Annotated in this window: 18 protein-coding genes; 10 read left to right on the top strand and 8 right to left on the bottom strand. The window is 41.8% G+C overall.

The genetic code is table 11. The features are described 5' to 3' along the window. Positions 1-64 precede the first annotated feature (64 nt). The 3 genes from Q4561_RS04920 (at position 65) to Q4561_RS04910 (ending at position 2,360) form a co-directional block, all read left to right on the top strand. The gene (locus Q4561_RS04920; protein WP_303458022.1) at positions 65-286 is read left to right on the top strand and encodes a hypothetical protein; all 222 of its coding nucleotides are present in this window, start codon (positions 65-67) and stop codon (positions 284-286) included. Positions 287-835: 549 nt separating this feature from the next. After that, positions 836-2,011, top strand: a complete 1,176-nt coding sequence (locus Q4561_RS04915; RefSeq protein WP_303458021.1) for an alpha/beta hydrolase-fold protein — start codon at positions 836-838, stop codon at positions 2,009-2,011. Beyond that, entirely contained in the window at positions 1,947-2,360 is a 414-nt protein-coding gene (locus tag Q4561_RS04910) for a hypothetical protein (RefSeq protein WP_303458020.1), read from the top strand. The genes Q4561_RS04915 and Q4561_RS04910 overlap by 65 nt, the downstream gene beginning before the upstream one ends. An 83-nt stretch (positions 2,361-2,443) precedes the next feature. Here Q4561_RS04910 and yiaA read toward each other — a convergent pair whose 3' ends face one another. Then, entirely contained in the window at positions 2,444-2,932 is a 489-nt protein-coding gene (gene yiaA, locus Q4561_RS04905; protein ID WP_303458019.1) for an inner membrane protein YiaA, read from the bottom strand. Positions 2,933-3,460: 528 nt separating this feature from the next. Between yiaA and Q4561_RS04900 the strand changes: the two genes are divergently transcribed. Beyond that, positions 3,461-3,886, top strand: coding sequence for a hypothetical protein (locus Q4561_RS04900; RefSeq protein ID WP_303458017.1), 426 nt, complete (start codon positions 3,461-3,463; stop codon positions 3,884-3,886). 107 nt (positions 3,887-3,993) lie between these two features. Here Q4561_RS04900 and Q4561_RS04895 read toward each other — a convergent pair whose 3' ends face one another. The 3 genes from Q4561_RS04895 to Q4561_RS04885 form a co-directional block, all read right to left on the bottom strand. After that, positions 3,994-6,054: a TonB-dependent receptor gene (locus Q4561_RS04895; protein WP_303458015.1), complete on the bottom strand. Its 2,061-nt coding sequence runs from the start codon at positions 6,052-6,054 to the stop codon at positions 3,994-3,996. Positions 6,055-6,240: 186 nt separating this feature from the next. Beyond that, positions 6,241-7,803, bottom strand: a complete 1,563-nt coding sequence (locus tag Q4561_RS04890; protein ID WP_303458013.1) for a PepSY domain-containing protein — start codon at positions 7,801-7,803, stop codon at positions 6,241-6,243. A 5-nt stretch (positions 7,804-7,808) separates the two neighbouring features. Next, positions 7,809-8,390, bottom strand: coding sequence for a hypothetical protein (locus Q4561_RS04885; protein WP_303458011.1), 582 nt, complete (start codon positions 8,388-8,390; stop codon positions 7,809-7,811). 365 nt (positions 8,391-8,755) lie between these two features. Here Q4561_RS04885 and Q4561_RS04880 point away from each other — a divergent pair, with 365 nt between their 5' ends. Further along, on the top strand, positions 8,756-9,490 hold the full coding sequence (locus Q4561_RS04880; protein ID WP_303458009.1) for an SDR family oxidoreductase: 735 nt from the start codon (positions 8,756-8,758) through the stop codon (positions 9,488-9,490). Positions 9,491-9,569: 79 nt separating this feature from the next. On the opposite strand, the gene Q4561_RS04875 is transcribed toward Q4561_RS04880, so the two are convergent. Then, a complete protein-coding gene (locus Q4561_RS04875; RefSeq protein ID WP_303458007.1) occupies positions 9,570-10,325 on the bottom strand; it encodes a DUF1194 domain-containing protein in 756 nt (251 codons plus the stop codon). A 700-nt stretch (positions 10,326-11,025) separates the two neighbouring features. Here Q4561_RS04875 and Q4561_RS04870 point away from each other — a divergent pair. Continuing rightward, positions 11,026-13,038 (top strand): TonB-dependent siderophore receptor, encoded by a 2,013-nt coding sequence (locus Q4561_RS04870; RefSeq protein ID WP_303458128.1) that lies wholly within the window; start codon positions 11,026-11,028, stop codon positions 13,036-13,038. A 287-nt stretch (positions 13,039-13,325) separates the two neighbouring features. On the opposite strand, the gene Q4561_RS04865 is transcribed toward Q4561_RS04870, so the two are convergent. Beyond that, the gene (locus tag Q4561_RS04865; protein WP_303458005.1) at positions 13,326-14,381 is read right to left on the bottom strand and encodes a hypothetical protein; all 1,056 of its coding nucleotides are present in this window, start codon (positions 14,379-14,381) and stop codon (positions 13,326-13,328) included. 376 nt (positions 14,382-14,757) lie between these two features. On the opposite strand from Q4561_RS04865, the gene Q4561_RS04860 reads away from it, so the two are divergent. Then, positions 14,758-15,273, top strand: coding sequence for a DUF962 domain-containing protein (locus Q4561_RS04860; RefSeq protein ID WP_303458003.1), 516 nt, complete (start codon positions 14,758-14,760; stop codon positions 15,271-15,273). A 173-nt stretch (positions 15,274-15,446) separates the two neighbouring features. Here the strand turns inward: Q4561_RS04860 and Q4561_RS04855 are convergent, their stop codons facing one another. Then, positions 15,447-16,103 (bottom strand): crotonase/enoyl-CoA hydratase family protein, encoded by a 657-nt coding sequence (locus Q4561_RS04855; RefSeq protein ID WP_303458001.1) that lies wholly within the window; start codon positions 16,101-16,103, stop codon positions 15,447-15,449. 212 nt (positions 16,104-16,315) lie between these two features. Between Q4561_RS04855 and Q4561_RS04850 the strand changes: the two genes are divergently transcribed. Then, complete coding sequence (locus tag Q4561_RS04850; protein WP_303457999.1) at positions 16,316-18,277, top strand: aminotransferase class I/II-fold pyridoxal phosphate-dependent enzyme; 1,962 nt, start codon at positions 16,316-16,318, stop codon at positions 18,275-18,277. 86 nt (positions 18,278-18,363) lie between these two features. On the opposite strand, the gene Q4561_RS04845 is transcribed toward Q4561_RS04850, so the two are convergent. Beyond that, positions 18,364-20,052 carry an NAD(P)/FAD-dependent oxidoreductase gene (locus Q4561_RS04845; protein WP_303457997.1) on the bottom strand — a complete coding sequence of 563 codons (1,689 nt, stop codon included), beginning with the start codon at positions 20,050-20,052 and terminating at the stop codon, positions 18,364-18,366. A 216-nt stretch (positions 20,053-20,268) separates the two neighbouring features. Here Q4561_RS04845 and fdxA point away from each other — a divergent pair, with 216 nt between their 5' ends. Then, positions 20,269-20,595: a ferredoxin FdxA gene (gene fdxA, locus Q4561_RS04840; RefSeq protein WP_303457995.1), complete on the top strand. Its 327-nt coding sequence runs from the start codon at positions 20,269-20,271 to the stop codon at positions 20,593-20,595. Between the two features lie 138 nt (positions 20,596-20,733). Beyond that, entirely contained in the window at positions 20,734-21,540 is an 807-nt protein-coding gene (locus Q4561_RS04835) for an RNA methyltransferase (RefSeq protein ID WP_303458127.1), read from the top strand. Positions 21,541-21,645: the final 105 nt, after the last annotated feature.

Genomic DNA, 21,645 nt, shown 5'->3' with positions numbered 1-21,645 from the left:
TTTAATCGTTGTTAAAGTTTTCTGCCCTCCTTTTGGGACCCCATATTTGTCGGGAATACAGTACATGAACGAAGATCCACTAACGAATAAAACGTTATATAAAGGTTTTGAAGGTGGTGCTGTATATACAGCTGAAAGCAATAGTGAGTTTCTCGTTGTTATTGATGAAAGTGCATTGTCAGATATTCTTTCTGAAGAAGATTTGGATGATTTAGAATTAACAAAAACTTTTAGGTTTAAAACAGAGATTGAACGCTTGAAGTATCTGAATAAGCGCTTTGGCTGAATGGTGTTAAAAAAATAATGGGGTCAGAGTACATTAGTCATCATTAAAGTACTCTGACCCCATTTTGGGGCCCCTTTTCGTTTATTTAGAAGAGTTCAATTGAATCTTAAACTGGTCCGAAGTCTCGTACTTCTTAGCTCAACATCGCTCTTTTGTTCTATTTCTACTGCTGATACTCAAATAGAGAGAAAAATGTATAACCCGTGGGAGGCAGAAATTGGTTACTCCCAAGTTGTTATTGCAGGTAACAACGTTTACCTATCTGGTATCGCAAGTGATAAAGCTACTCTGGAAGAGCAAGTAAGGTAAATCTATACCCTTATACAAAATACCCTCAAAGATAATAACCTAGGCATGGAAAGTATCGTAAAACAGGTAATTTATACCACTGATATGGAAGCATTCAAAAAACTAGGAAATGTGCGAAAAGAAAAATTTAAAGAGTAGACGTATCAGAGAGTTAATTTAGCCATCGCTTGAATTATGAGAATGTAATCACGAATGGAATGGCTCGCCAAAGCCACTTGCCCCCTCAAATGGAGTAGCGCTATGAAACGGATATTCATTGTTCTGATATTGATGTTTACTCAGCACGCCAGTGCCGACGCTGTCAGAGAAATAGAAGAAAGAAAAATTTTCTCTACAGTGTTAAACGAGCAGCTTTCGCTGTTTGTTCAGCTTCCCCTTTATTACCATGAGAATGCTGACTATGCCTATCCAGTGTTGTATTTATTAGATGCGCCTGTAGGTATCACATTGAATTCCGGTATTCTCGACCCCTTAGTTGGTTACAACAATGCGCCTCAAATGATTATTGTTGGGGTGTCTACAAATGATAGAGACCGCGATTTTACCCCCACCAATGACCCCAAATATGCAGAAAATAGTGGTGGCGCAGATACATATCTGAAATTTATTGAAACGGAAGTTATTCCCTACGTAGATGATAATTTTAGAACCGAAGAATACAGAATATTCTCTGGGCACTCTTTCGGCGGTCTGCTAGTGGCTCACGCATTTTATTCAGCTCCAGACCTATTTGATGCCTATTTTGCGTTTAGCCCTAGTTTGTTTTGGGATGAGAAGTTAGTGGCTAAATCCCTTATATCATTTACGGCCCAACAACAAAGTAATCACAGTGTGCTTTACCTGGATATTGGAAATGAAGGGAATCCGGAAGTTAAATCTCCAGAGGGTAAAGCAATGCTAGAAGGCATTGAGTTTATTGATACTGCCTTGAGCCAGCACACACCTAAAGGTCTTCGCTATAAAATTGATTACTTTTTACAAGAGCCCCACCAGGTAACCCAAATTATAGGTACCTATCACGCCTTTAGGTATCTCTACCCATCATGGGATGTGCCATATGAAGCTTATTTATCTGGATATGGTGCAGTTGCTGCTCACTTTGCATCATTAAGCGACATGTATGGTTACCATATAGCAGCTAAAGATTGGCAACTCTCTGATGCCGCGCTATACGAACTGCATGAGCGTAACAACCCTAATGAAGCCATCAAATATTTACACGCAGTGTTAAAGCAAAGCCCTGAAAATATTGAATATATGTCAACGCTAGCATTGGCTTATGAAAAGAGTGGCTCGCTGTCAGAAGCTTTGAATACACTTAATGAAATAAATAGGCAGATAGGTGAAGAAGATGAAATGTACACCGACATCGCTGCAAGAATTAGCAAAATTTCTAAGTTACTGGGCACAAATTAAAAACATCAGCGTCTTACACATAGATGGTAGTGCTGGTTTAGCAGTGGGCTTAGCGTTATTTGCCTTTGCGGGATGGATTAGTGAGCTTTATCAATTGCCCCTTAACACTATTCTTTTCCTGGCAAGTGCAAACACTATCTATGGCTGTTATGCATTAGCGCTGGCACTATCAAACAAGAAAAGCTTGATGAGCATTAAGGTTCTTGCCATCGCAAATAGCGTTTGGGGGGGGGGGTTGTGCTGCTATCGTCGTTTTGTATGCCCACCCAGCAAGCCCAATTGGTGTGTTTTTCATCTGTGGGGAAGCATTATTTGTCGGCTTGTTGGCAGTCTACGAATGGAAGAATAGATTCTTACTTTCGGAAGAGGAGCGCTAAATAGTAGAGCCAGAGTATATTAGTAACCAGTAAAGTACTCTGACCCCATTTCGGTTTACTCGCCCACTATATCGGTAGTTTCGAGTGCGACATCAATGCTATTCGCTACCCCAGGGTAAGCTGATGATAAAGTGCTTCCATCTTCATTGGTTAAATCGCGGATATTTTTCTGAACGGTAATGATAGAAAATAAGCTAAGTATAAATGCCATACCGTAAAATCCTTTTTCACTTAGGAACATGTCGGCGTTAAAAAGGCCTATACCCAGCAGGGCAACAGCACTAAAAAAAGCTGCCCAACACATGCCAACGAAAACAGCGGTGGTTGGTAGGCCTTCTTGTTTATCTCTTACCGTCTTTTGTAAGGTTACGGCTGAAAACATGGCTAGAATGAAAATTGCTAAATAATAGCCTTTTTCATTGAGTAAAATGTTGGCGTTCCATAATCCAACAAGGTAGCCAATAACCCCAATCGCAAGGGAAGCCCATGTTGCTGAGATATATGCTTGTGTTGGTTTATATACTCGATGTGATGTTGTTTGCATTGTTATAAATTCCTTTTGAGTTATCTTTAACCCTACTCGAGTTCCTTTGAAAACATATCTAACCGCGGTTAGATATATGCTTTTAATTATCAGCATCCTAGTCTATTCGAACCTCCTTGTTAACAGTGTCAGCCACGCAGCGTAAACACTCCTAATTTCTTCAATTATATACTTGCCGCAGTAAGCACCAAGGTTGTAGGTGGCCTTCCGAAAAATCGATTACTGACGAAATTCTGATTTTACAAGCAGTTACATGGAAGGTTAGGCTCCAAAAATTACTGAAGCAAATATACGAATATTAATTGTATTAGTAAATACGAACGCTTGAATCTGCTTGATAGTGTTTGATGCAGCCCGTAAGGGCTAATATCTCAAAGGTAATAGATAGGGACTAAAAAATAGTGGTTAATAAATTTCAACACTCCTCTGTAACTCTCTAATTCGTAAGTGTAAATCTTTGGTAAATGCAATTCGTTTAATATCTTTCAGTATAATATTTAAACATACTTGTGTGCTAAAGAGCGTGAAATGAAGCATTTAACTTTGTGTGTTTTGTTATTGAGTAGCGGTTTATTTACCCATCATGTGTTTGCTTGTTCATCGAATTGTGTAACCGCAGCGCGGTCGGAGAATACGTTAACCGTGACAGGGTATAACGCCGACGGGGAGGCGATATATGTTGAAACCGTATCTCTTGAAGCAACACTAATCCCTAACGTCGCTGAAGGACTAGAAACGGAGCCCCCCGTCACTGCAGTGCCTACTGGCGCTGACATATCAACGACCACCACGTCTTTGGCAGATGGGGGAAGTGTGTTAACAACCGTGAATACTTTTACTACTATCAAGGCTTTTGTGATTGTTACAAGTACTGAGGTCTATGATTCAAGCGGGGAGTTGACGTCTGTTGATACAGACACAAAGACATACGAAAGATTTAAAATAGAAGAATGAATAACCGAACGTAAAAAGGGCATCTTTTGATGCCCTGTACTATTTCTAACGGTTTTCCTATCTACTAAAGCTAAAGCTAAAGCTAAAGCTAAAGCTAAAGCTAAAGACTAAAAGCGATAAGTAGCCGATACGCCAACAGTTCTAGGGTCGACAATGGCGGCATAACCTCCAGGGTAGCGTGCACTATCAGGCTCTTGCGATACCAGTGCATCTTCATCAAATGCGTTATCTAAATATGCAGTAAGTAGCCAGTTGTCAGAGGTATAGTTAGCGGTAAAGCGGGCTATTGTATAATCCCCAGCAACCCGTTCTGCGGTATTGGTGAAGTCGCCAAAGTATTCGCCAATGTAACGAACCGAGCCGCCAACGCTGATGGCATCTGTCACCCAATATTTGGCACCTACATTAGCGTTAAAGCTTGGGGCTGAGTTTAATTCATTGCCCTGCGCATCGGTGTAATCCGCGCCGGCATCTTTAATCTCTGAATGAAGTAGCCCCATTCCAGCGTTCACTTCTATGCTATCGGTTACGTTGGCATGCACTTCTAACTCAGCGCCGTATGTCGCCACACTTGGCATATTGGTAATGAAGCGTGTAGAGCTTAGTGCTTGAAAGCCATCGTAGTCGTTGTAGAAAATGTTGGCACTAATAAAACCAGTACCATTTTCAAACTGTGTGCGGCTGCTTAGCTCGAACGTATTAACCTTCTCTTCTTCATAGTAATAGTACTCTTGCGCTGTGAAGTTGAGCGCACCACCGCCTGCGTTATAGCCCTTGCGCGCACTAAACGCTAACGTGGTTTGTGGTGTAAATGCATACTGAATAACGAATTTCGGCAAAAATATGTTGGTATCATCATCAAGTTCAGAATCTATGGGTTCATAAACAAAATGTCTGAACTGACTCTCACGTTCTACCCGTACACCGGCAATAATGTTAATTTTGTCAGAAAGCGCAAACGTGGTTTCACCATACACTGCGATAGATTCGCTTTCATCGCTACCGTAGTAGGGGTAAGCGCCTGTGCTCAAAATATCTTGCTCACGCTCGAAATAATACAGGCCAACAAAACCATCAATGTTGCTACTCGGTAAGGCAAAGTTAATTTTTGCATCTACCGTTACATTGGTTTCATCAAAAATTAGGGTTTGCTCAGCATCGTCAGAGGCTTCGTAAGTATCGAAACCCCATTCATAGTCCATGAATGAAATCAGCATATCGAAGGATACATCGTCAGAAATTACGTACTGGGTATTCAACGCAGTTGTCGAAGATTCTGTGCTGATATCGCGATAATAAATACGGTTGTATTCTTCCAAATTCTCTAGCGCATAATAAACGCGGCCGGTATCGCCTTCTTCATTATTGTAGGTATGAGACAGCGTGAAAGATAAATCATCATTCGGCGTCCATAGCAATTTACCACGCACGCGCTGGGTTTTAATTTTATCGATATCATAGCCTGGTGGGTTAGATTCATAACCCTCACCATCGGTAATGGTATCGGCATTCAAGTTTTGAACGCTCAAACGAAACGCGAGTTTATCTTCAATAAGCGGCCCTGAAATTACTCCTGCGGTATCTATGTATTGGTCGTTATTTCTATAACCTACACGAGCAGCACCTTCCCATTCTTGGCTAGGATCGTTAGTTTTAATGTAGACTGCGCCACCAATACTGTTACGCCCATTACTGGTAGATTGCGGGCCGCGGTATACTTCAATCTGTTGTAAATCCCACATACCAGAGTCGCCGGTTAAATCAGCCACAAAAGGTTGTGATACACCATCAATTAATGTCATCACCCGGCCATTTGCGCCGCCAGATATAGAGTTAAACCCTCCCGCTGCACCATTGCCGGATACACCTCGAATATCAGGTAAAGAGCCTGTTTGAACCACGACATTTGCAATATCAGATATGGCGTCAGACACCGATTTATATTGGGTGTTATTAATGGCCTCTTCGGTTAAAACGGAAATCGAGGTAGTTGAGTCTTTTAGTGAGCGATTCGCTTTTTCACCAATAACCACAATCTTTTCAATGTCAGAAATATCTCTATCTGGGGTTTGTATCTCTTGTGCATGCACGCCGCTTATGGCAGAAGAAATGGCGAGTGCGAGCAAAGATGTACTTGGTAAAAGCATTGATGTTGAGATGAGTTTCATAGTGTTTTCCTTTCGGTAAATGTAATTATGTGCTGTGGCTATTTATGACGAAGCTCTTATTCTTATTGCTTTTTTTGTTTAAAAATCGCAGTTAAAAAGTAATCAGGTTGCGCCAACGGCTAGCGCAACCTTCTTTACTGAGAAACTGCTTGTTTACATTTTAGTTTGTGTTTGTCTGGCATTTGACTAGGCCCACACTGAGTCGGTGGGAATAACCGAACGGCGTTTTTGCAAATGACGAGCGGTGAGCAAAAGAGGTATTAATATCAGAACTGATACTAAGCAAACCCCAATATCGATGCTGGCTGATAAACTGCTACTGTTGAAATAAAGGGTAATGCCAATAGTGGCAAGCAGTAGCAAACACGACAGATACAATGAATGGATAGCAGCTTTTATTGGCGACACAATGAAGCTGTAGATCACGGGCGCGAAAAAGCCGATGTAGTAGGCGATAAGCTGATAAGTACGTATGTTAGGATTATCGATTGAGAACACTTTTGCAGCCAGTAAAGATAAAATAATCCCTACAACCGTGCCTGCACATACACCAGTGGTAAGTCTGGCCATAATAACAACGGAGCGTTTCTGTTCTACTGTAGCGCTATTTTTTAACTGTTTTTTACGTCGCGATTCCACCCAAACCACGTTGCCCGTTAAAAATAACAGCGCGCCGCTTAAGCCCATAGCAAAGTAAACCCAGTGAATAAACGCGCCACCAAATCCGCCAAAATGTAATGTAAAGAAACTATTCACTACCTTACCCGGCACACCTGAAATAGATGGCAGCATAGCGGTATAACCTGAAGAGGCCGTGTAGGGATCGGTAACCCAATACGCATAGTCGGGACCGCGTATGATTTCTCCCACTAATTCACCACCCACTAGCACTCGGGCTCTAGGCGTGCCTAATCCAGAGTAGCCAAGTTCTGCAATTTCAAAGCTTGGCTCTATATCGGTTATTTCTTTGGTTAGTTGCTCGATAGAGATTAACTTATCAAGGCTTCTGTCCATCTCGGTTGGCGCGGGGCGATTAAACATTGGGCTGTCTTGATAAACCCATTGCTGCATGCTGCCATATAGAATGTCGTGGTAAGCAAACACCACAGTAGTGACGGCAATGATAATGTGAAAGGGCAGAGCGGAAATGCCAAGAATATTATGAAAATCGACCCAGAACCGTTTTCCGTTTTTCTTTTTCCGTAAGCTAAATAAATCCTTAAACCATGTGGGTAAGAAAATAACCAACCCAGATACTATGGCCACAAAGTATAAAATAGACACGAAACCCATCACAAATATCCCTACCGCATCGTGGTCGTCGCCCCCTGGAATACCCGCGGTACGGTGAATATGGTCGAGAAAATCGCCAATAGCTGAAATGTGAGTCTGCTCACTTATCAACTCCCCTGAGCTATCTAATGAAGCATGCCAAAAGGTGTGTGTATGCGTAGCTTCGTCTTCAATAGTCCAAGTAACGGGGGCGTGATTCGGGTGGGCTGAAGGAAGATAAACCGTCATCTCTTTGCCTGCTTCAGGGTAAGTTTGCAGTACTGTTTTAATCAGGCCATCGTATTGGTTTAGTTCAATTGCGGGTAGCGTGTTTTTTTCATGCATAGCCCACACATTCAATGGCGCTTTGAACATAGTTAATGCACCGGCTACAAAGCAAATAAACAGCAGTAAGCCTGAGATAATACCGGTCCAAATATGTACTTGTTGATAGCTTTTATAGTTCTGTAATTTCATTGGTGTTATCCCTGAACCTGTAAAACTGCATATTCTAATAGTGTGATAAGTGCGAGCAGAACCAGCGGTGGCCAAGGTTTTTTGGCAAAAAAGATAAGGCTCAATGGCGTTAACCAAAAAGGAACTATCAGCCACATTAAGAATTGGCTTCTCACATCTAATGGGGTGTCGGAAAAGAAAAGCGCACTTATTAAGCTGCTAGTGAATAACCCGAAAGGAAAACTGATAAGCGTTGCACCTATAATTTTTAACCACCAATGTGGCTTATAGGTAGCGTAACTCTCGTCTCTGCTGAGCCCTGTACCGCGCGAACTGCCCGATTTAAGTGGTGCCGTGTAGCGCGTGAATAAGGGAATAGTACCCAACAACAGCATACATAGTGTGATAACGGTATAGATAGCGGCAGGTAATGAGAATGTCGAGCTGAAAATAAATGTGCTAATCACTAAAAGCGCTGAGGAAAGGAATAGCGCGGTATTAAATGATAGTGGTCTTTTCATAAACCATTGTTGGTTCGGGCAGCCAATGTAAAACACGAGGTTAGCCATTAAACAGACGAATGCGCCTATGAATACTGCAGAGTTCACCTTTATTGCTCCTTGCAAATAGGGCTGTAATTTGTGCGTGTTTTTTGCACAATACATTCTAAAGAGGCCGTAGACTAAAGTTTAAATATCATTAATGCAAATAAAAATGATTTTTATTTGTAGGTTTACATTTTTAGATCATAAATTCAAAAAAACGGATACAAAATCAATTTCTAAAGCTCAGTCTGAAGACGCATTTTAATTCAGCTTAAGACAAGATTTTTCAAACCAAATCAATCTTTCTACCTTTAGCGTGGGTATGAATTGTAGGTAGGTTTGCGCTCTGAGTTAATGCAATATTGATTGACACTGCATTTGAACCCTTATTTGAAACAGTATTGGAAAAAGTAAACGGTAGGTGGCATATGGAAAATGTAAAAGTAGCCTTGGTGACAGGCGGGGCTAAAGGTATTGGTGCAAGTATCGTTAAAAAGCTGGCGGCAAATAATTTTGCAGTGGTTATAAACTATGCCAGTAGTGCAGATGCAGCAAATGAACTTGTTGATAAAATCATAAGTAAAGGTGGGCAGGCGATTGCAGTAAAAGCAGATGTATCTAAACCTGAGCAATCAAAAATGTTGTTTGATACAGCATTAAAGACGTTCAGTAGGGTAGATGTGCTAGTGAACAATGCAGGCGTTATGGCGCTTTCACCACTAAACGAAACGAGCGATGACGATTTTAACAAGCAATTCGACGTTAATATGAAAGGGGTATTTAACATGCTCCGGTTAGCAACAACCCAGCTTCATGAAGGCGGAAGTATTATTAATTTGTCGACCAGTGTAGTGGGGCTTAAATTAGAGCGTTATGGCGTATATGCTGCGACTAAATCTGCGGTGGAAACCATGTCCGCTATCTTGTCGAAAGAGTTAAGAGGGAAAAATATTGCGGTTAATTGCGTAGCGCCAGGGCCTACTGAAACTGATTTATTTACCGAGGGTAAGTCCCAAGAATTCATCGATAAGCTTGCCAACATGAGCCCTATGGAAAGGTTAGGGCAGCCAGAAGACATTGCCAATGTAGTCAATTTTTTAGCCAGTGACGAAGGGCATTGGGTAAACGGGCAGGTGTTGCGGGCTAATGGCGGAATTGTTTAATCGGAGTCAATATCGTATGAAGAGGCGCTGCGTGCATTGTTATTAAATACAGCTGCGCCTCTTAATGATTATGGATAATTTAGCGTTTTAATTTTCTAGAAAGTATTAACCCCATACCGGCTAATAACATAATTGCGACACCAGCTGGCGCTGGCACAGGTGTAGGCGCTGGCGCAGTTTGCGTTTCGATTTGAAGCTTACTGATAATACCATTTTCGAAATCTTCAAATGTTGTAGCTTCAATAACAAATGCATCGGTACCACCAATAACATTATCCCGATAGTAATCAGTTATTGTGTCTCCACCAATCGCAATACCGTTGATAGTAAATCCTTCTGCTACTGCTGCGTCGCGAGAAACAGTGTTATCGTAAAAACTTGTACCATCTCCAGATACGTCAATTACAGTGCCAACCGTTGCATCTAAATCATTTGCTAGCAATAGTTCAACCGCTCTATCAATACCTGAGCTTATAACAGTTCCGCCACTACCAGGGCGTATAAAAGTATCTAATATATTAGCAAAGTTCGTTGCATCTGCTGCAGTTTGCAAAACTGTAAATGCATCTAAAACAGTATTGTAGTAATTGCTTGCGAAAAATACCGCATTTACCGCAATTCCGTGCGTCGAATTTTCAATATTTTGAATTACGCTGGCATCACGAAATGCCTGTGCATAACCATCCATTTGTAAGTTATATTCATTTGTATCAACACTACCTGAAACATCTATAACTAAAGAAAGTTCGATATCAATTAACGCCGCTTGCGCGGGTGAAGCTAGTGCCACGACTAACGCTGCTGTAGCAATTCCTTTTTTCAATAAAGCGTTCATTTCCTAATTTCCTTTGGGTTTCTAAAATTTAGATCTAGTACATTTAGAAGGTACAGCTATCCTTCAGGAGTACGAAAAGCAAACATTGTGCCTAAAATTTAAACTACTATTATCATGCGGTTAATACTTTAGGATAATGAAAGTGTAAAGAAACACGACTAATACTCACTTAAATATCACGTTTCAATTGACAATAATTCTCATTTGATGTTGGGTGTGCGCCAATTTTTAGCCCCTCATTTTTAACGGGATATACTTAATGTCGCGCAGCGTTACTTCACTTGGAATTTTTCTTTCAGGCATCGCCTACTAGAACTTGGCGAGTCGCTTTAAAAAAGATGAGATGGATAGCGTATCTTTTTACTGTTGGAGTAACCGTTTGTCTGGGCTATGGGGCCAATAACTATTGATATATTGTGTGTTAAATAAGATTTTCTTCTTCTATATCTATTTAAATTGAGTTATTAGCTTTCCTAAAACATAAGAATGGCTGAATGTGAATGTTTATCATTTGTCTTTGTGGTAGCATCGGTTTTTTGAAGCCATTGTCAGTATTTTGTATAGGAAAATCTTCATGCAACGTAGTCGTACGTCAGTAAAAGTTCGTTTAGGCCTTAAGTTAGGCAAAAGTTTGAGTCTAGGCTTGGGTCTGAGCGTTGGAAGCATTGCATTATCGAATGCGGCTTACGCAGAAGAAACAATGACAAGCGAAAGCGAAGTAGAAGTGATCAACGTAAAAGGTACCTATTTTAACGACTATAAAGTAGGTGATGCTTCTGGTGCCATGCGCGCGAATGTTTCATTACTTGAAACGTCTCAGGCCGTTACAGTAATCCCAGAAACTATTATAGATGAGCAACTTGCAACAACGTTAGGTGAAGTACTGAATAACGATGCCAGTTTGTCGCCGGGCTCTAAACAACGAAACCGTGAAGTATTCAGCTCTCGTGGCTTTGAATTAAGCTCATCTACCGGCTATTTACGTGATGGACATCAACATTGGTCTCACTATCAGCAGCCTATAGAAACGCTTTCAAGAGTAGAGGTCATTAAAGGCCCATCTAGTATTCTATACGGTCAGTCTGCGCCAGGTGGTCTAATTAATATGGTAACTAAGCAACCAACTGCATCTCGTTTGCTGGAAATTAGCGCAGATACCGATCAGTATGGTTCAACGCGATTTATGTTAGATGCAGGTGGCGAGATTACCGAAGATACAGGTTATCGCGCGGTATTAGTAAAGCAGGATGTTAATTTTGATCGCGAATATCAAAATGGCGAAACAAGAGAGCGTGATCGTTTCCTAGGTTCATTGGTGCTTGAGCATAAAATTAACGACAGCTTAATAGTCAATGCTTACTACGATCGCACTAACGATAAAGCGGGTTTAGATACCGGCGCATGGTTAGATGAAGATGCTAACGTAATAAGCGATAGAAACACGATTAACGACTTCTCTTGGGCGTTCACTGATATTCATGTTGAAAATAAAGGGGTTAAATTAACCTATTTCATGAACCCAGAATGGCAAATGAAAGTGGGTTACAACGAGCAAACGTTTGAAAGACAGCGTTTCGAATCATCGCCTGGGCTACCTGCCGATTATCAGATAGGTAACAGCTATACCTCTAACCCTTACGATCGTTCAGACGATTGGCAATTTAAAACCGCGTTTATCGATTTTAACGGTGAAGTTTCATTTGGTGGCATTGAGCACAATATCCTTATTGGCGGAAATGCACTGGACTATTATTATGGTCAGCTTATTGAAAGAGGGGACTCAATCACCTACACCGTAGGACAAACTGAGCCTGCTAAACCAGATTTAAATTTCAATAATGATGAAACGTTAAGTACTACTGAATACGATTATTACGGTGTGTATTTCCAAGATTTGATGACATTCAACGATCAATGGCAGGTTGCCATTGGTGGGCGCTTCGATAAGCAAAGCCGTGAAGGTGCTGACAACGAATCTTTATTGCCAAAAGTGGGTGTGTTGTATCACCCAGCAGAGAACAGCACAATATATGTGAACTACTCAGAAGGGTTTGAGCCTCAATCAAGTGAAACCATTGAAGACGAACTTGATCAAAACTTTGGTATGGAATTAGACGCAACTACTTCGAAGCAAGTAGAGTTGGGCGCGAAGTGGGAAGTGTCGGAACGTCTATTGTTGAATGGTGCGCTATTTAACATAGAAAAAACGGGAACTCTTATTTCAGAGCAGTTATTGAATGACCCCCTTTACACCACAGTTACCACCCAATCTGGTAAGCAAACTCACAGAGGCTTAGAACTTGCTGCACAAGGTGCGGTTAGCGACAAATGGTTTGTGATGACATCTATGATGTATTTAGATGCTGAGTATGAAAAAGATGAAAACTTTGAAGGTAACACGCCGGTTGATGCACCTAAGTGGTCTGCATCATTATGGAGTCGCTACGAAGTTACTGAAAAATTAGCATTAAATGCGGGTATCTTTTACCAAGGCGAGCGCTATGCTGACAACGCCAATACTGTGCTAAAAGACGCTTACAGTCGTGTTGATATAGGTGCTACATACCGAACTGATATCATGGGTAAACAAGTTGATGTAAGGTTAAATGTAGAAAACGTATTTGATACCAATTACCTTGTTGGTGGCGGTATTAACAACGTGACTATTGGTGACGGTGCGACTGCTCGCATAGAATTAAAAACGTCTCTGTAATAGCGTTTTATACGGTAAAAAACACTGCTGAAAAGCACCGTAATAATTAGCCGTAATACTTAACACCGCCTCAGCTTATTCAAGCTAAGGCGGTGTTTTATTTACCCACTATATATCGCATTATTTAAGCAACTAACCACACTAAAAACCTTCTTAAACCCTGTCGCCTTAATCGCGCTAAAGTTTTTTATAAAACAGCTTCTTTTTAAATACCTTCTTTTTAAAATAGCCACCGCTTCAAAACACCTTTGCATTAGTATATTGATTACCTGACTAGGGTGCCGTCGTTAAGCACACGCTTGTTTATCAATATTGTCATTGGTTGTCTCAGCGCTCAAATCCCCAGTTGTTAAGTAACCAGTATTTAGAGAATTCACGAGTTCATGTGGTGCATCTACACATAAATAGACTTCGGTAGGGCGTTCACAAAAGGTACCCATCAGCGTGAACCAATAAACGGGGGTTGAAAACGTAAGCTTGATATTCGCCATGCCGCGACCTATTTTCAATTGCTCTTTGTCGCACTCCCACTCGCCTGCTTTACAGGTTTGAAGGTGAGATAAAGGAATAAAAAGTAGATTGAAAAAAGTGGCATTTACAATAAGGTGCTTGTTGTGACAATAAACAGAAAAGCGCCTGCTAATTCGATGACTCGCCGTCACACTGATAATGCCGTAGAAGATGACCGAGGCGACAATAATGGCGGCAATTTCACTCCATAAAATTAGCAAAGAATAAGACACCCACGTCACAGCAACTAAACCTAGCAGTACTAATGCGAAGTGCCATCGTTTGGCGCTAAGTAAGGATAAGTTGGCCAAAGTAGCAGTATGGTTTCTTGTGAATTTAGGAATAGCGTAATACCAGCTTGCCGGTTCGCTCGCCATAATTAAGGTTATTTCTCTTTTCTTATCGTCCGCATCAATATTGTCAATTAAGGCGTTAATTCGAGGGTCACCTTTTAACTTTCTTGATTTCCAAAGCATGGAAACCACGTGATAAATAACCACAAACTCGATAATAAGCAGTATGGCAATAACGGGGTAGCGTACCCAGCTTAACAATTCAAAGTAACTAGCAAGAGAAGCGGGCATAGAATAACGGGCCACCACGCTGGCAATACTGAAAGGAATTATGATCTTCCATTTTTTCTGCTCACCGATTTTAATTACGCAAAACCAAAAAGCAGCGGGCAGTATTACAAAGTAGGCAATCAGGAAGCCAGCAGAAAGTATCTGGTCGAATGAAGAGCTAATGGTTTCTGGTAATAAGGTGAAGCCTAAAACGTAGGTAGCAACGGCAAATAATAAGTAAAGTACCCTAAAGCGAACGGCCTTGCGCATGAAACATCCTTGTAGAATTGATAACTCAATGATTTTTAGTTTTATCTTTGTCTTCGAAAAGGTAAGTTATATTGAGGGATAAGGCAATTTTTAGTGGCTTTTGCGATTAAACCTTTTTTTTAGGAGTTTCGCCCTACTGGTGCCAACTGTGCTGGTACCGCCTACGCTGGTACCGACTATGCCATGCACTATTTCGAAATTTCTCAACAAGACACGCAATACCAAATAAGCGGCAATATTTCCACGCACCTATCCACGCTCTATTTTTGAATAAACACTGCTATCCATTTGACCTAATTGTCGGCTTTACGACAGTGTGAAGTGCTTTTTCTCGATAATCTCTCCTCAGTATAAGAAAAAGTTTATAGGTAGCTAAATGAAAACCCTTGAGCAGCATTTAAGTGAGTACGCTAAATATCATAGAGATCAGCGTAATATCTTTACCCATTACATTGGTATTCCCCTTATCGTTTTTGCGTTTTTAAGCTTGTTAAGCCGCCCGGCTTTTGAAGTTACGGCGCCATTTGTAGGGGCATTACTGCTAAGCCCTGCGTTGTTCGTGTGGGTAATAGGTAATGTATTTTACTTAAAGTTAGATGTGAAACTTGGCTTAACTATGGTGGTGTTAACAGGGATTTTGCTTTACATCGCACAGCCTTTAGCACAAAGCGCTACGTGGATATGGCTATCTGCTTCAATTGGTATTTTTGTTGGCGGTTGGGTTTTACAATTTGTTGGGCATCATTTTGAAGGCAAGAAACCAGCCTTCGTAGACGATATTATGGGCTTGGCTATTGGGCCGTTGTTTGTGGTTGCAGAACTTGGCTTCGAATTGGGTTTGCGAGGAGAGCTTCAAGCAAAAATTGAAGAAACCTCAGGTGCAGTGCATTAGCCAAGGGGTTAACCTGTACAAAGTAAAATGGCACTCAAGGGTGCCATTTAATCGTTTAAGACTATAACTTAAATGCATTTTTAAGTGTATACCAAGCACCTCTTTACGTAATCGTTACGTTGAAGACCTAGGTTATAACTTTTAAGTTAAAATGCCTAAGCTGCAAGGCGAAGCTATCCACGCATTTTAGATAGCGTTTCTTTGCGAAGCTGTAATTTTGATTCAGCAAACGCTTTCGCAGGCAACATTTTAAGTTTTTCAGCATAGCCCATTGCGGTAGTAAGAACTTGCTCTTGAGGTACTGCTGCATCCAAATAACCTACTTTTACCGCTTCCTTCCCTTGATATACGCGCGAAAACAGTAACGCTTCGGTTAAAGAAGTAGGGGCTAAACGCGACTTCGCCAGTTCCATACCAAACGCAGGTAAAACCATGCCGATAGCCGTTTCAGTTAAGCCATATTTAGTGTCGCCATCTTTACCAATGCGTAAGTCGGCGGCCATCAAGAATATCGCGCCTAATGCTATGCTGTGGCCTTCGGCCGCAACTATAAGAGGCTTAGGGTAGCTGTACAGCCTGATAATTAAATCGGCTCCAGCTTGTACTAATTTTACTTGTTCAGTTTTATCTTCTGCTTTCATTACTGAGAGGTCGAATCCGCCACAGAATTTATCGGCACCGCCATACATTACTACTGCATCAGCTTTTTCTTCAGCTTCATCCAATGCGTTATTTAACGCATCAATAAGAGAAAAGCCTACTGCGTTTACTTTTCCGTCATCAAAGGTAATCAGTGCTACCTTGTTTTCAATTTTTAATTCAAAAGCCATAACTGCCTCTTTGTGGTCAATATTGTTTGTGTGAAGTTTGTTTTTTGTAGTCCAAAGAAGCAAGTTTTTTTAAATAATGAGGGGCACTGGTATTTGCTTATACTTAGTTCAAGATTTCAATTTTCTTATTGCGCTGGGAACGCTGACAAGATAACAATTCAGGCGTACACTACTTTTTTAGCTTATTTCTAATTACTTACGTTACTCATACTATGCTTCCAAAATTAAAAATTCTGATTATTGAAGACTCACAAGAATTGCTAGAACAATTGTCTGACAGTATTCGCTCTACCATAGAATTGTTCGACAGACCCGATATCGAAATGAGTGTTGTCGAGGCAATTTCAGTATCACACGCCCTTGATGTGGTAAGAAGTGACGGCGAAATACAGGCTGTGGTATTTAGCTGGGATACCGCAGTTATGCTTGATGAAGTCAGCACAACTGAAGCTGAATCTAGCCAAACTGACAACAAAGAAAAACAAAAGCTAGAAAACAATGCGCTGGTGATCAGTGCCATTAAAGCCATCCGTAGAGAATTACCCGTGTATGTGCTGGGTGATGCTATAAAAGGTTTAGATATCGTAAATCAGGCTAGCGGTATGGAGTCGTTTTTCTATCGCAATGATATTATTTCCGATCCTGAATCTATTCTGGGTTACATCATCAATGACTTTGATGACAGAAACGAAACCCCATTTTGGACGGCGTACAAAGACTATGTGGTAGAAGCCAATGATTCTTGGCATACGCCAGGGCACAGCGGTGGGGCAAGCTTTAGAAACTCTCCTTATATTAGTGATTTTTACCGCTTTTTTGGGCGTAATGTATTCGTTAGCGATTTATCGGTAAGTGTCGATTCCCTCGGTTCTCTTTCAGATGGTACTCACGCTATCGGCAGGGCTCAAGCGAATGTCGCCAATACCTTTGAAGTCAGGCAGTCTTATTTTGTAACCAATGGTTCATCAACCTCGAATAAAATTATTCTGCAAACCTTATTGCGGGAAGGCGATAAAGTTATTGCTGATAGGAACTGCCATAAATCAGTGCACTACGGCATTGTGCAAGCCCGGGCTATGCCAGTGTATTTAGATAGCGTGTTTAATCCCGACTACGGTATATTTTCCCCGCCTCGCTTGTCGCAGTTAGATGAACTGATTGAAGCAAATACTGACGCAAAGCTGATTGTGCTTACCGGGTGTACTTACGACGGACTACTGACTGATTTAAAACAAGTGGTAGCGCTAGGGCATAAGCACGGTATTAAAGTGTTTATCGATGAAGCATGGTTTGCATATTCCTTATTTCACCCTCAGTTTAGAGATTATTCTGCTATTGAAGCGGGTGCTGATTACGTTACTCACTCAGCGCATAAAGTAGTATCGGCGTTCTCTCAGGCCTCGTTTATTCACGTTAACGATCCTGATTTCGACCGTGACTTCTTTAAAGAGATTTACAGTATTCACACCAGTACATCGCCGAAGTATCAGCTGATGGCATCGCTAGATGTGTGTCGACAGCAGTTAGAAATGGAAGGCTATAAAATTCTTAACGAATTATTAGCCAACGTGGAAGAGTTAAAACAGCAGGTGGCGCGCTTTAGTCGAATTCGTATTTTAGAAAAAGCTGACTTTGCGCGTGTATTCCCCCATTTTGTACAAGACAATATGGGCCACGATCCGCTTAAAATCCTTATTGATATTTCGGCGCTAGAATATTCGAATCAAGAAATTCATCGATTTTTGATGGACGAAGTGGGTTTAGAAATAGAGAAGTTTACTCCTAGCACCATTCTAGTCTTGCTGACATTAGGCGGCATGCGCTCTAAAATTGTAAGGCTATATAATGCCCTTAAAAAGCTAGATGAAGGTAAGGTTTCGCTGAATAAGAGTAAGAGCCGAAGTGTGATGCCTGCCACTATTCCGCCCATTAACTTAGTCGAATTACCGTCTAAGGCTTTTTTCGGAAAGCGGGAGTCTATCGCTTGGCAAGACAGTGCGGGGCGAATAGCCGCTGGATTAGTGACACCTTACCCGCCGGGTATTCCACTGCTTATTCCTGGGCAACTAATTGAAGATGATCATATTAACTATATGCGGTCTTTATCCAATCAAAAACTCACCATTCAAGGCCTTTACGATGGCGAGTTATATGTGCAGAGTGATGAACAGTGATTGAGCTTTCTTGAAAGCAGAAAAAGCGAATATTACAAAAGCGAACAAGAGAAAAACAAATGAGAAAAGGGCCTAACGGCCCTTTTTTAGTTTTCTTGTTGTGGATAAAGGGCAAGTGCTGCAGCTTCTGCCACACGAATACCGTCTATACCAGCTGACCAAATACCGCCCGCATAGCCCGCACCTTCGCCGGCTGGGTATAAGCCTTCAATATTCACGCTTTCGTAATTTCTGTCACGTTTAATACAAACAGGTGATGAAGTACGTGTTTCAACGCCTGTCAGCATGCCATCAGCTTTAGCAAAGCCTTTAATTTGACGATTAAATGCTGGAATAGCTTCGCGGATAGACTCAATAACATAGTCTGGAACTACTTTACTTAAATCGGTTAGGGTAATGCCAGGAGTATAGGAAGGTTTAACCTCACCTAACTCTGAACTTGGCTTACCTGCTAAAAAGTCGCCAATAAGCTGCGCGGGTGCGTGGTAGTTTTCGCCACCAACTTTATAAGCTAGTTCTTCCAGTTTGCGCTGAAGATCTATGCCTGCCAACGGGTGTTCTGGGTAATCTTTTTCAGGGGTAATACCTACCACAATAGCGCTGTTGGCGTTTCGTTCATGGCGAGAGTATTGACTCATGCCATTAGTGACGACACGGCCAGGTTCGGATGCAGCGGCTACCACGGTGCCACCCGGGCACATGCAAAAACTATAGACAGTGCGGCCATTTCTACAGTGATGAACCAGCTTGTAGTCGGCTGCGCCCAAAATAGGGTTTCCTGCGTTTTCGCCAAATCGACAACTGTCGATCATGCTTTGCTCGTGTTCAATTCTAAATCCGATAGAGAAAGGCTTAGCTTCTATGTAAACACCTTGGTCATATAGCGACTGAAAGGTATCGCGTGCGCTATGGCCTATCGCCATAATTACTTTGGTGCAGGGGAGGTAACTACCGTCAGATAAGAAAAGCCCTTTAATTTTATGGCTTTTTGAGTCTGCACTTGCTGGGGCCGCTGTTTCTGAGTTAGCGCTTGCTTGCGCACTTGTTTTTGAATCCGTGCAGTCCAAATCCAAGCGTTCTACCCGAGTGCTAAAGCGAATTTCTCCGCCAAGAGAAATGATCTGCTCGCGCATTTTCTCTACCATGCTCACCAGTTTAAAAGTTCCAATGTGCGGCTTACTCACATACATAATTTCTTCAGGTGCGCCAGCAGCAACAAATTCGTTCAGTACTTTTCGGCCATAGTGCTTGCGATCTTTTACTTGGCTATATAGCTTGCCGTCAGAAAACGTGCCTGCACCGCCTTCGCCAAATTGAACATTCGACTCTGGGTTTAGTGGCTGTTTACGCCAAAAACCAAAGGTGTCTTTGGTGCGTTCACGAACGGCTTTGCCTCGCTCGAGAACAATAGGTTTAAAGCCCATTTGCGCTAATATCAGTGCGGAAAATAACCCACAGGGGCCAAGACCTACCACCACAGGGCGGTCTGTTATATCACTTGGTGCGGTAGTAACAAACTTATAGCGCATATCAGGGGTTACCCGCACGCTAGTATCTTTGGCGAACTTGTCCAGCAGTGTCGCCTCGTTTTCTACCGTTACATCAAGGGTGTAAATAAGCTGGATATCTCTATTATTGCGCGCATCATAACCGCGTTTAAATACCGTGGTTTCAAGAAGCATAGATTGAGTAATTTGAAGCTTGTTCAAAATTGCGTTTTCTATCGCAACTTCATCGTGATCTAGCGGTAATTTAATATCGGTTAAACGCAACATAATAATAGGTACTCTTGGCTTTGCCGGACGGCCTCTCCGTCAGGGCGCGCGTATGGTAAATCAGCATCAGTACTAATACTAGCTTCAATAGCGGGTAAACAGTGGGTTAATTGCGTTATTTCTCTTACAATAATAGAGGAAAAAGAAATTTGAGTTTTACACAGGCTAATTTAAACTTGGCCCCCTGAATTAATAACACCAAGCATGTAGGTGCAAATGACCTTTGTAGTGACAGACAATTGCATAAACTGTAAGTACACAGACTGTGTTGCAGTATGCCCAGTAGATGCATTCTTTGAAGGACCTAATTTTTTAGCTATAGATCCTGTGATTTGCATCGATTGCGCATTATGCGTACCTGAATGTCCTGCCGACGCCATTGTTCAAGATACGCACCTTACAGATGCGCAAAAGCCCTACTTGGCCATTAACGAAGAACTTGCCGCCAAATGGCCTAACATCATTGAGATAAAGGCGGCGCCAGAAGATGCCGATGTATGGAACGGCGTGCCCGATAAACTTGCTCTGCTTGAACAAGATTAACTAGCGCGCTCACTGATACACCCGCTAGCGTTCTCCAAAGCGAACAAAAGCGCAAACACTAGCGCGGTGAGCAACCAAAAAGTAGCGCTTGAAAAAGCGCCTGTACCCTTTGCCTTTTAAAACGGATAAAACAATATGATGAAACTTGATGATGTTAAAAAGCTGCATCAGAAAAAATACCGTGGGCAATTCGGCTTTTACTTAGTGGAAGGTGAGCATTTGGTACTGGAGTTGGTTAAAGCTGTGAATGCTAACGCTGATTTCAGTGAAAACCTTCGTGCAGAATCAATTACGCTTTACATCACAGATGATTTCGAACAAAAGGCGACGGCGTTAAACTCAGGCTTTACGATTGTTAATGTCACTCAAAAGCAAATGTCACAGCTAAGCGATACTAAAACGCCGCAAGGTATAATTGCCTGTGTGCCTTTACCTCGTTCTACAGCGGGCGCAGTGACTTCTGTTAGAAAAGACGCTAAACAAGAAGCTGTGCATCATCGCAAGCAAGATGAAAAGCAGCGCTATGTTTATTTGCACGAAGTTCAGGACCCAGGAAATTTAGGTACAATACTCAGAACGTTAGCCTGGTTTGGTAATTTCACTCTACTGCTTAGCCCCAATAGTGTCGACCCGTTTAACTCTAAAGTGGTGCGGTCGAGTATGGGGGCCATTTTTCATGTGCCTATTGAATTAGACATTTCTCTTGATGCCTTGCAATCGCGCTTTAATCGCTTTGCCTATTTAGATATGGCGGGTGAAGCTGTTACCGCATCGTCGTTCGCAGATTTTGAGTGCTATTTATTTGGTAATGAAGCCAGAGGCGTCCCTAAAAATACACTTTCTGAATTTAATGCAGCCCCCTATACCATTGCTGGTAGTGGCAAAATAGACTCGCTTAATTTGGCCAGCGCCGTGAACATGTGTGTCTATGAGTTGTCCCGATAGCCAGATGCTATTGTCTTCTACCGCGGCTTTTCATCCGTAGCCAGTTCAGGAATTTAATGCATGCAGCAAGCACGTGTAATTGCTGCATACGAAAAATTAAAATGA

This window comes from Alteromonas sp. 1_MG-2023 (assembly GCF_030547075.1).
Lineage (GTDB): Bacteria > Pseudomonadota > Gammaproteobacteria > Enterobacterales > Alteromonadaceae > Alteromonas.
Note: the sequence above shows the minus strand (reverse complement) of the source record. Positions and strands in the feature narration are given on the sequence as shown.

Excerpts from the sequence above, each read along its gene's own strand:
- Q4561_RS04900 (WP_303458017.1), top strand. The coding sequence starts at position 3,461 with ATGAAGCATTTAACTTTGTGTGTTTTGTTATTGAGTAGCGGTTTATTT.
- Q4561_RS04890 (WP_303458013.1), bottom strand. The coding sequence starts at position 7,803 with ATGAAATTACAGAACTATAAAAGCTATCAACAAGTACATATTTGGACC.
- Q4561_RS04895 (WP_303458015.1), bottom strand. The coding sequence starts at position 6,054 with ATGAAACTCATCTCAACATCAATGCTTTTACCAAGTACATCTTTGCTC.
- Q4561_RS04915 (WP_303458021.1), top strand. The coding sequence starts at position 836 with ATGAAACGGATATTCATTGTTCTGATATTGATGTTTACTCAGCACGCC.
- Q4561_RS04865 (WP_303458005.1), bottom strand. The coding sequence starts at position 14,381 with ATGCGCAAGGCCGTTCGCTTTAGGGTACTTTACTTATTATTTGCCGTT.
- Q4561_RS04850 (WP_303457999.1), top strand. The coding sequence starts at position 16,316 with ATGCTTCCAAAATTAAAAATTCTGATTATTGAAGACTCACAAGAATTG.
- Q4561_RS04875 (WP_303458007.1), bottom strand. The coding sequence starts at position 10,325 with ATGAACGCTTTATTGAAAAAAGGAATTGCTACAGCAGCGTTAGTCGTG.
- Q4561_RS04845 (WP_303457997.1), bottom strand. The coding sequence starts at position 20,052 with ATGTTGCGTTTAACCGATATTAAATTACCGCTAGATCACGATGAAGTT.
- Q4561_RS04920 (WP_303458022.1), top strand. The coding sequence starts at position 65 with ATGAACGAAGATCCACTAACGAATAAAACGTTATATAAAGGTTTTGAA.
- Q4561_RS04910 (WP_303458020.1), top strand. The coding sequence starts at position 1,947 with ATGAAATGTACACCGACATCGCTGCAAGAATTAGCAAAATTTCTAAGT.
- Q4561_RS04870 (WP_303458128.1), top strand. The coding sequence starts at position 11,026 with ATGACAAGCGAAAGCGAAGTAGAAGTGATCAACGTAAAAGGTACCTAT.
- Q4561_RS04855 (WP_303458001.1), bottom strand. The coding sequence starts at position 16,103 with ATGGCTTTTGAATTAAAAATTGAAAACAAGGTAGCACTGATTACCTTT.
- Q4561_RS04880 (WP_303458009.1), top strand. The coding sequence starts at position 8,756 with ATGGAAAATGTAAAAGTAGCCTTGGTGACAGGCGGGGCTAAAGGTATT.
- fdxA (WP_303457995.1), top strand. The coding sequence starts at position 20,269 with ATGACCTTTGTAGTGACAGACAATTGCATAAACTGTAAGTACACAGAC.
- Q4561_RS04860 (WP_303458003.1), top strand. The coding sequence starts at position 14,758 with ATGAAAACCCTTGAGCAGCATTTAAGTGAGTACGCTAAATATCATAGA.
- Q4561_RS04835 (WP_303458127.1), top strand. The coding sequence starts at position 20,734 with ATGAAACTTGATGATGTTAAAAAGCTGCATCAGAAAAAATACCGTGGG.
- yiaA (WP_303458019.1), bottom strand. The coding sequence starts at position 2,932 with ATGCAAACAACATCACATCGAGTATATAAACCAACACAAGCATATATC.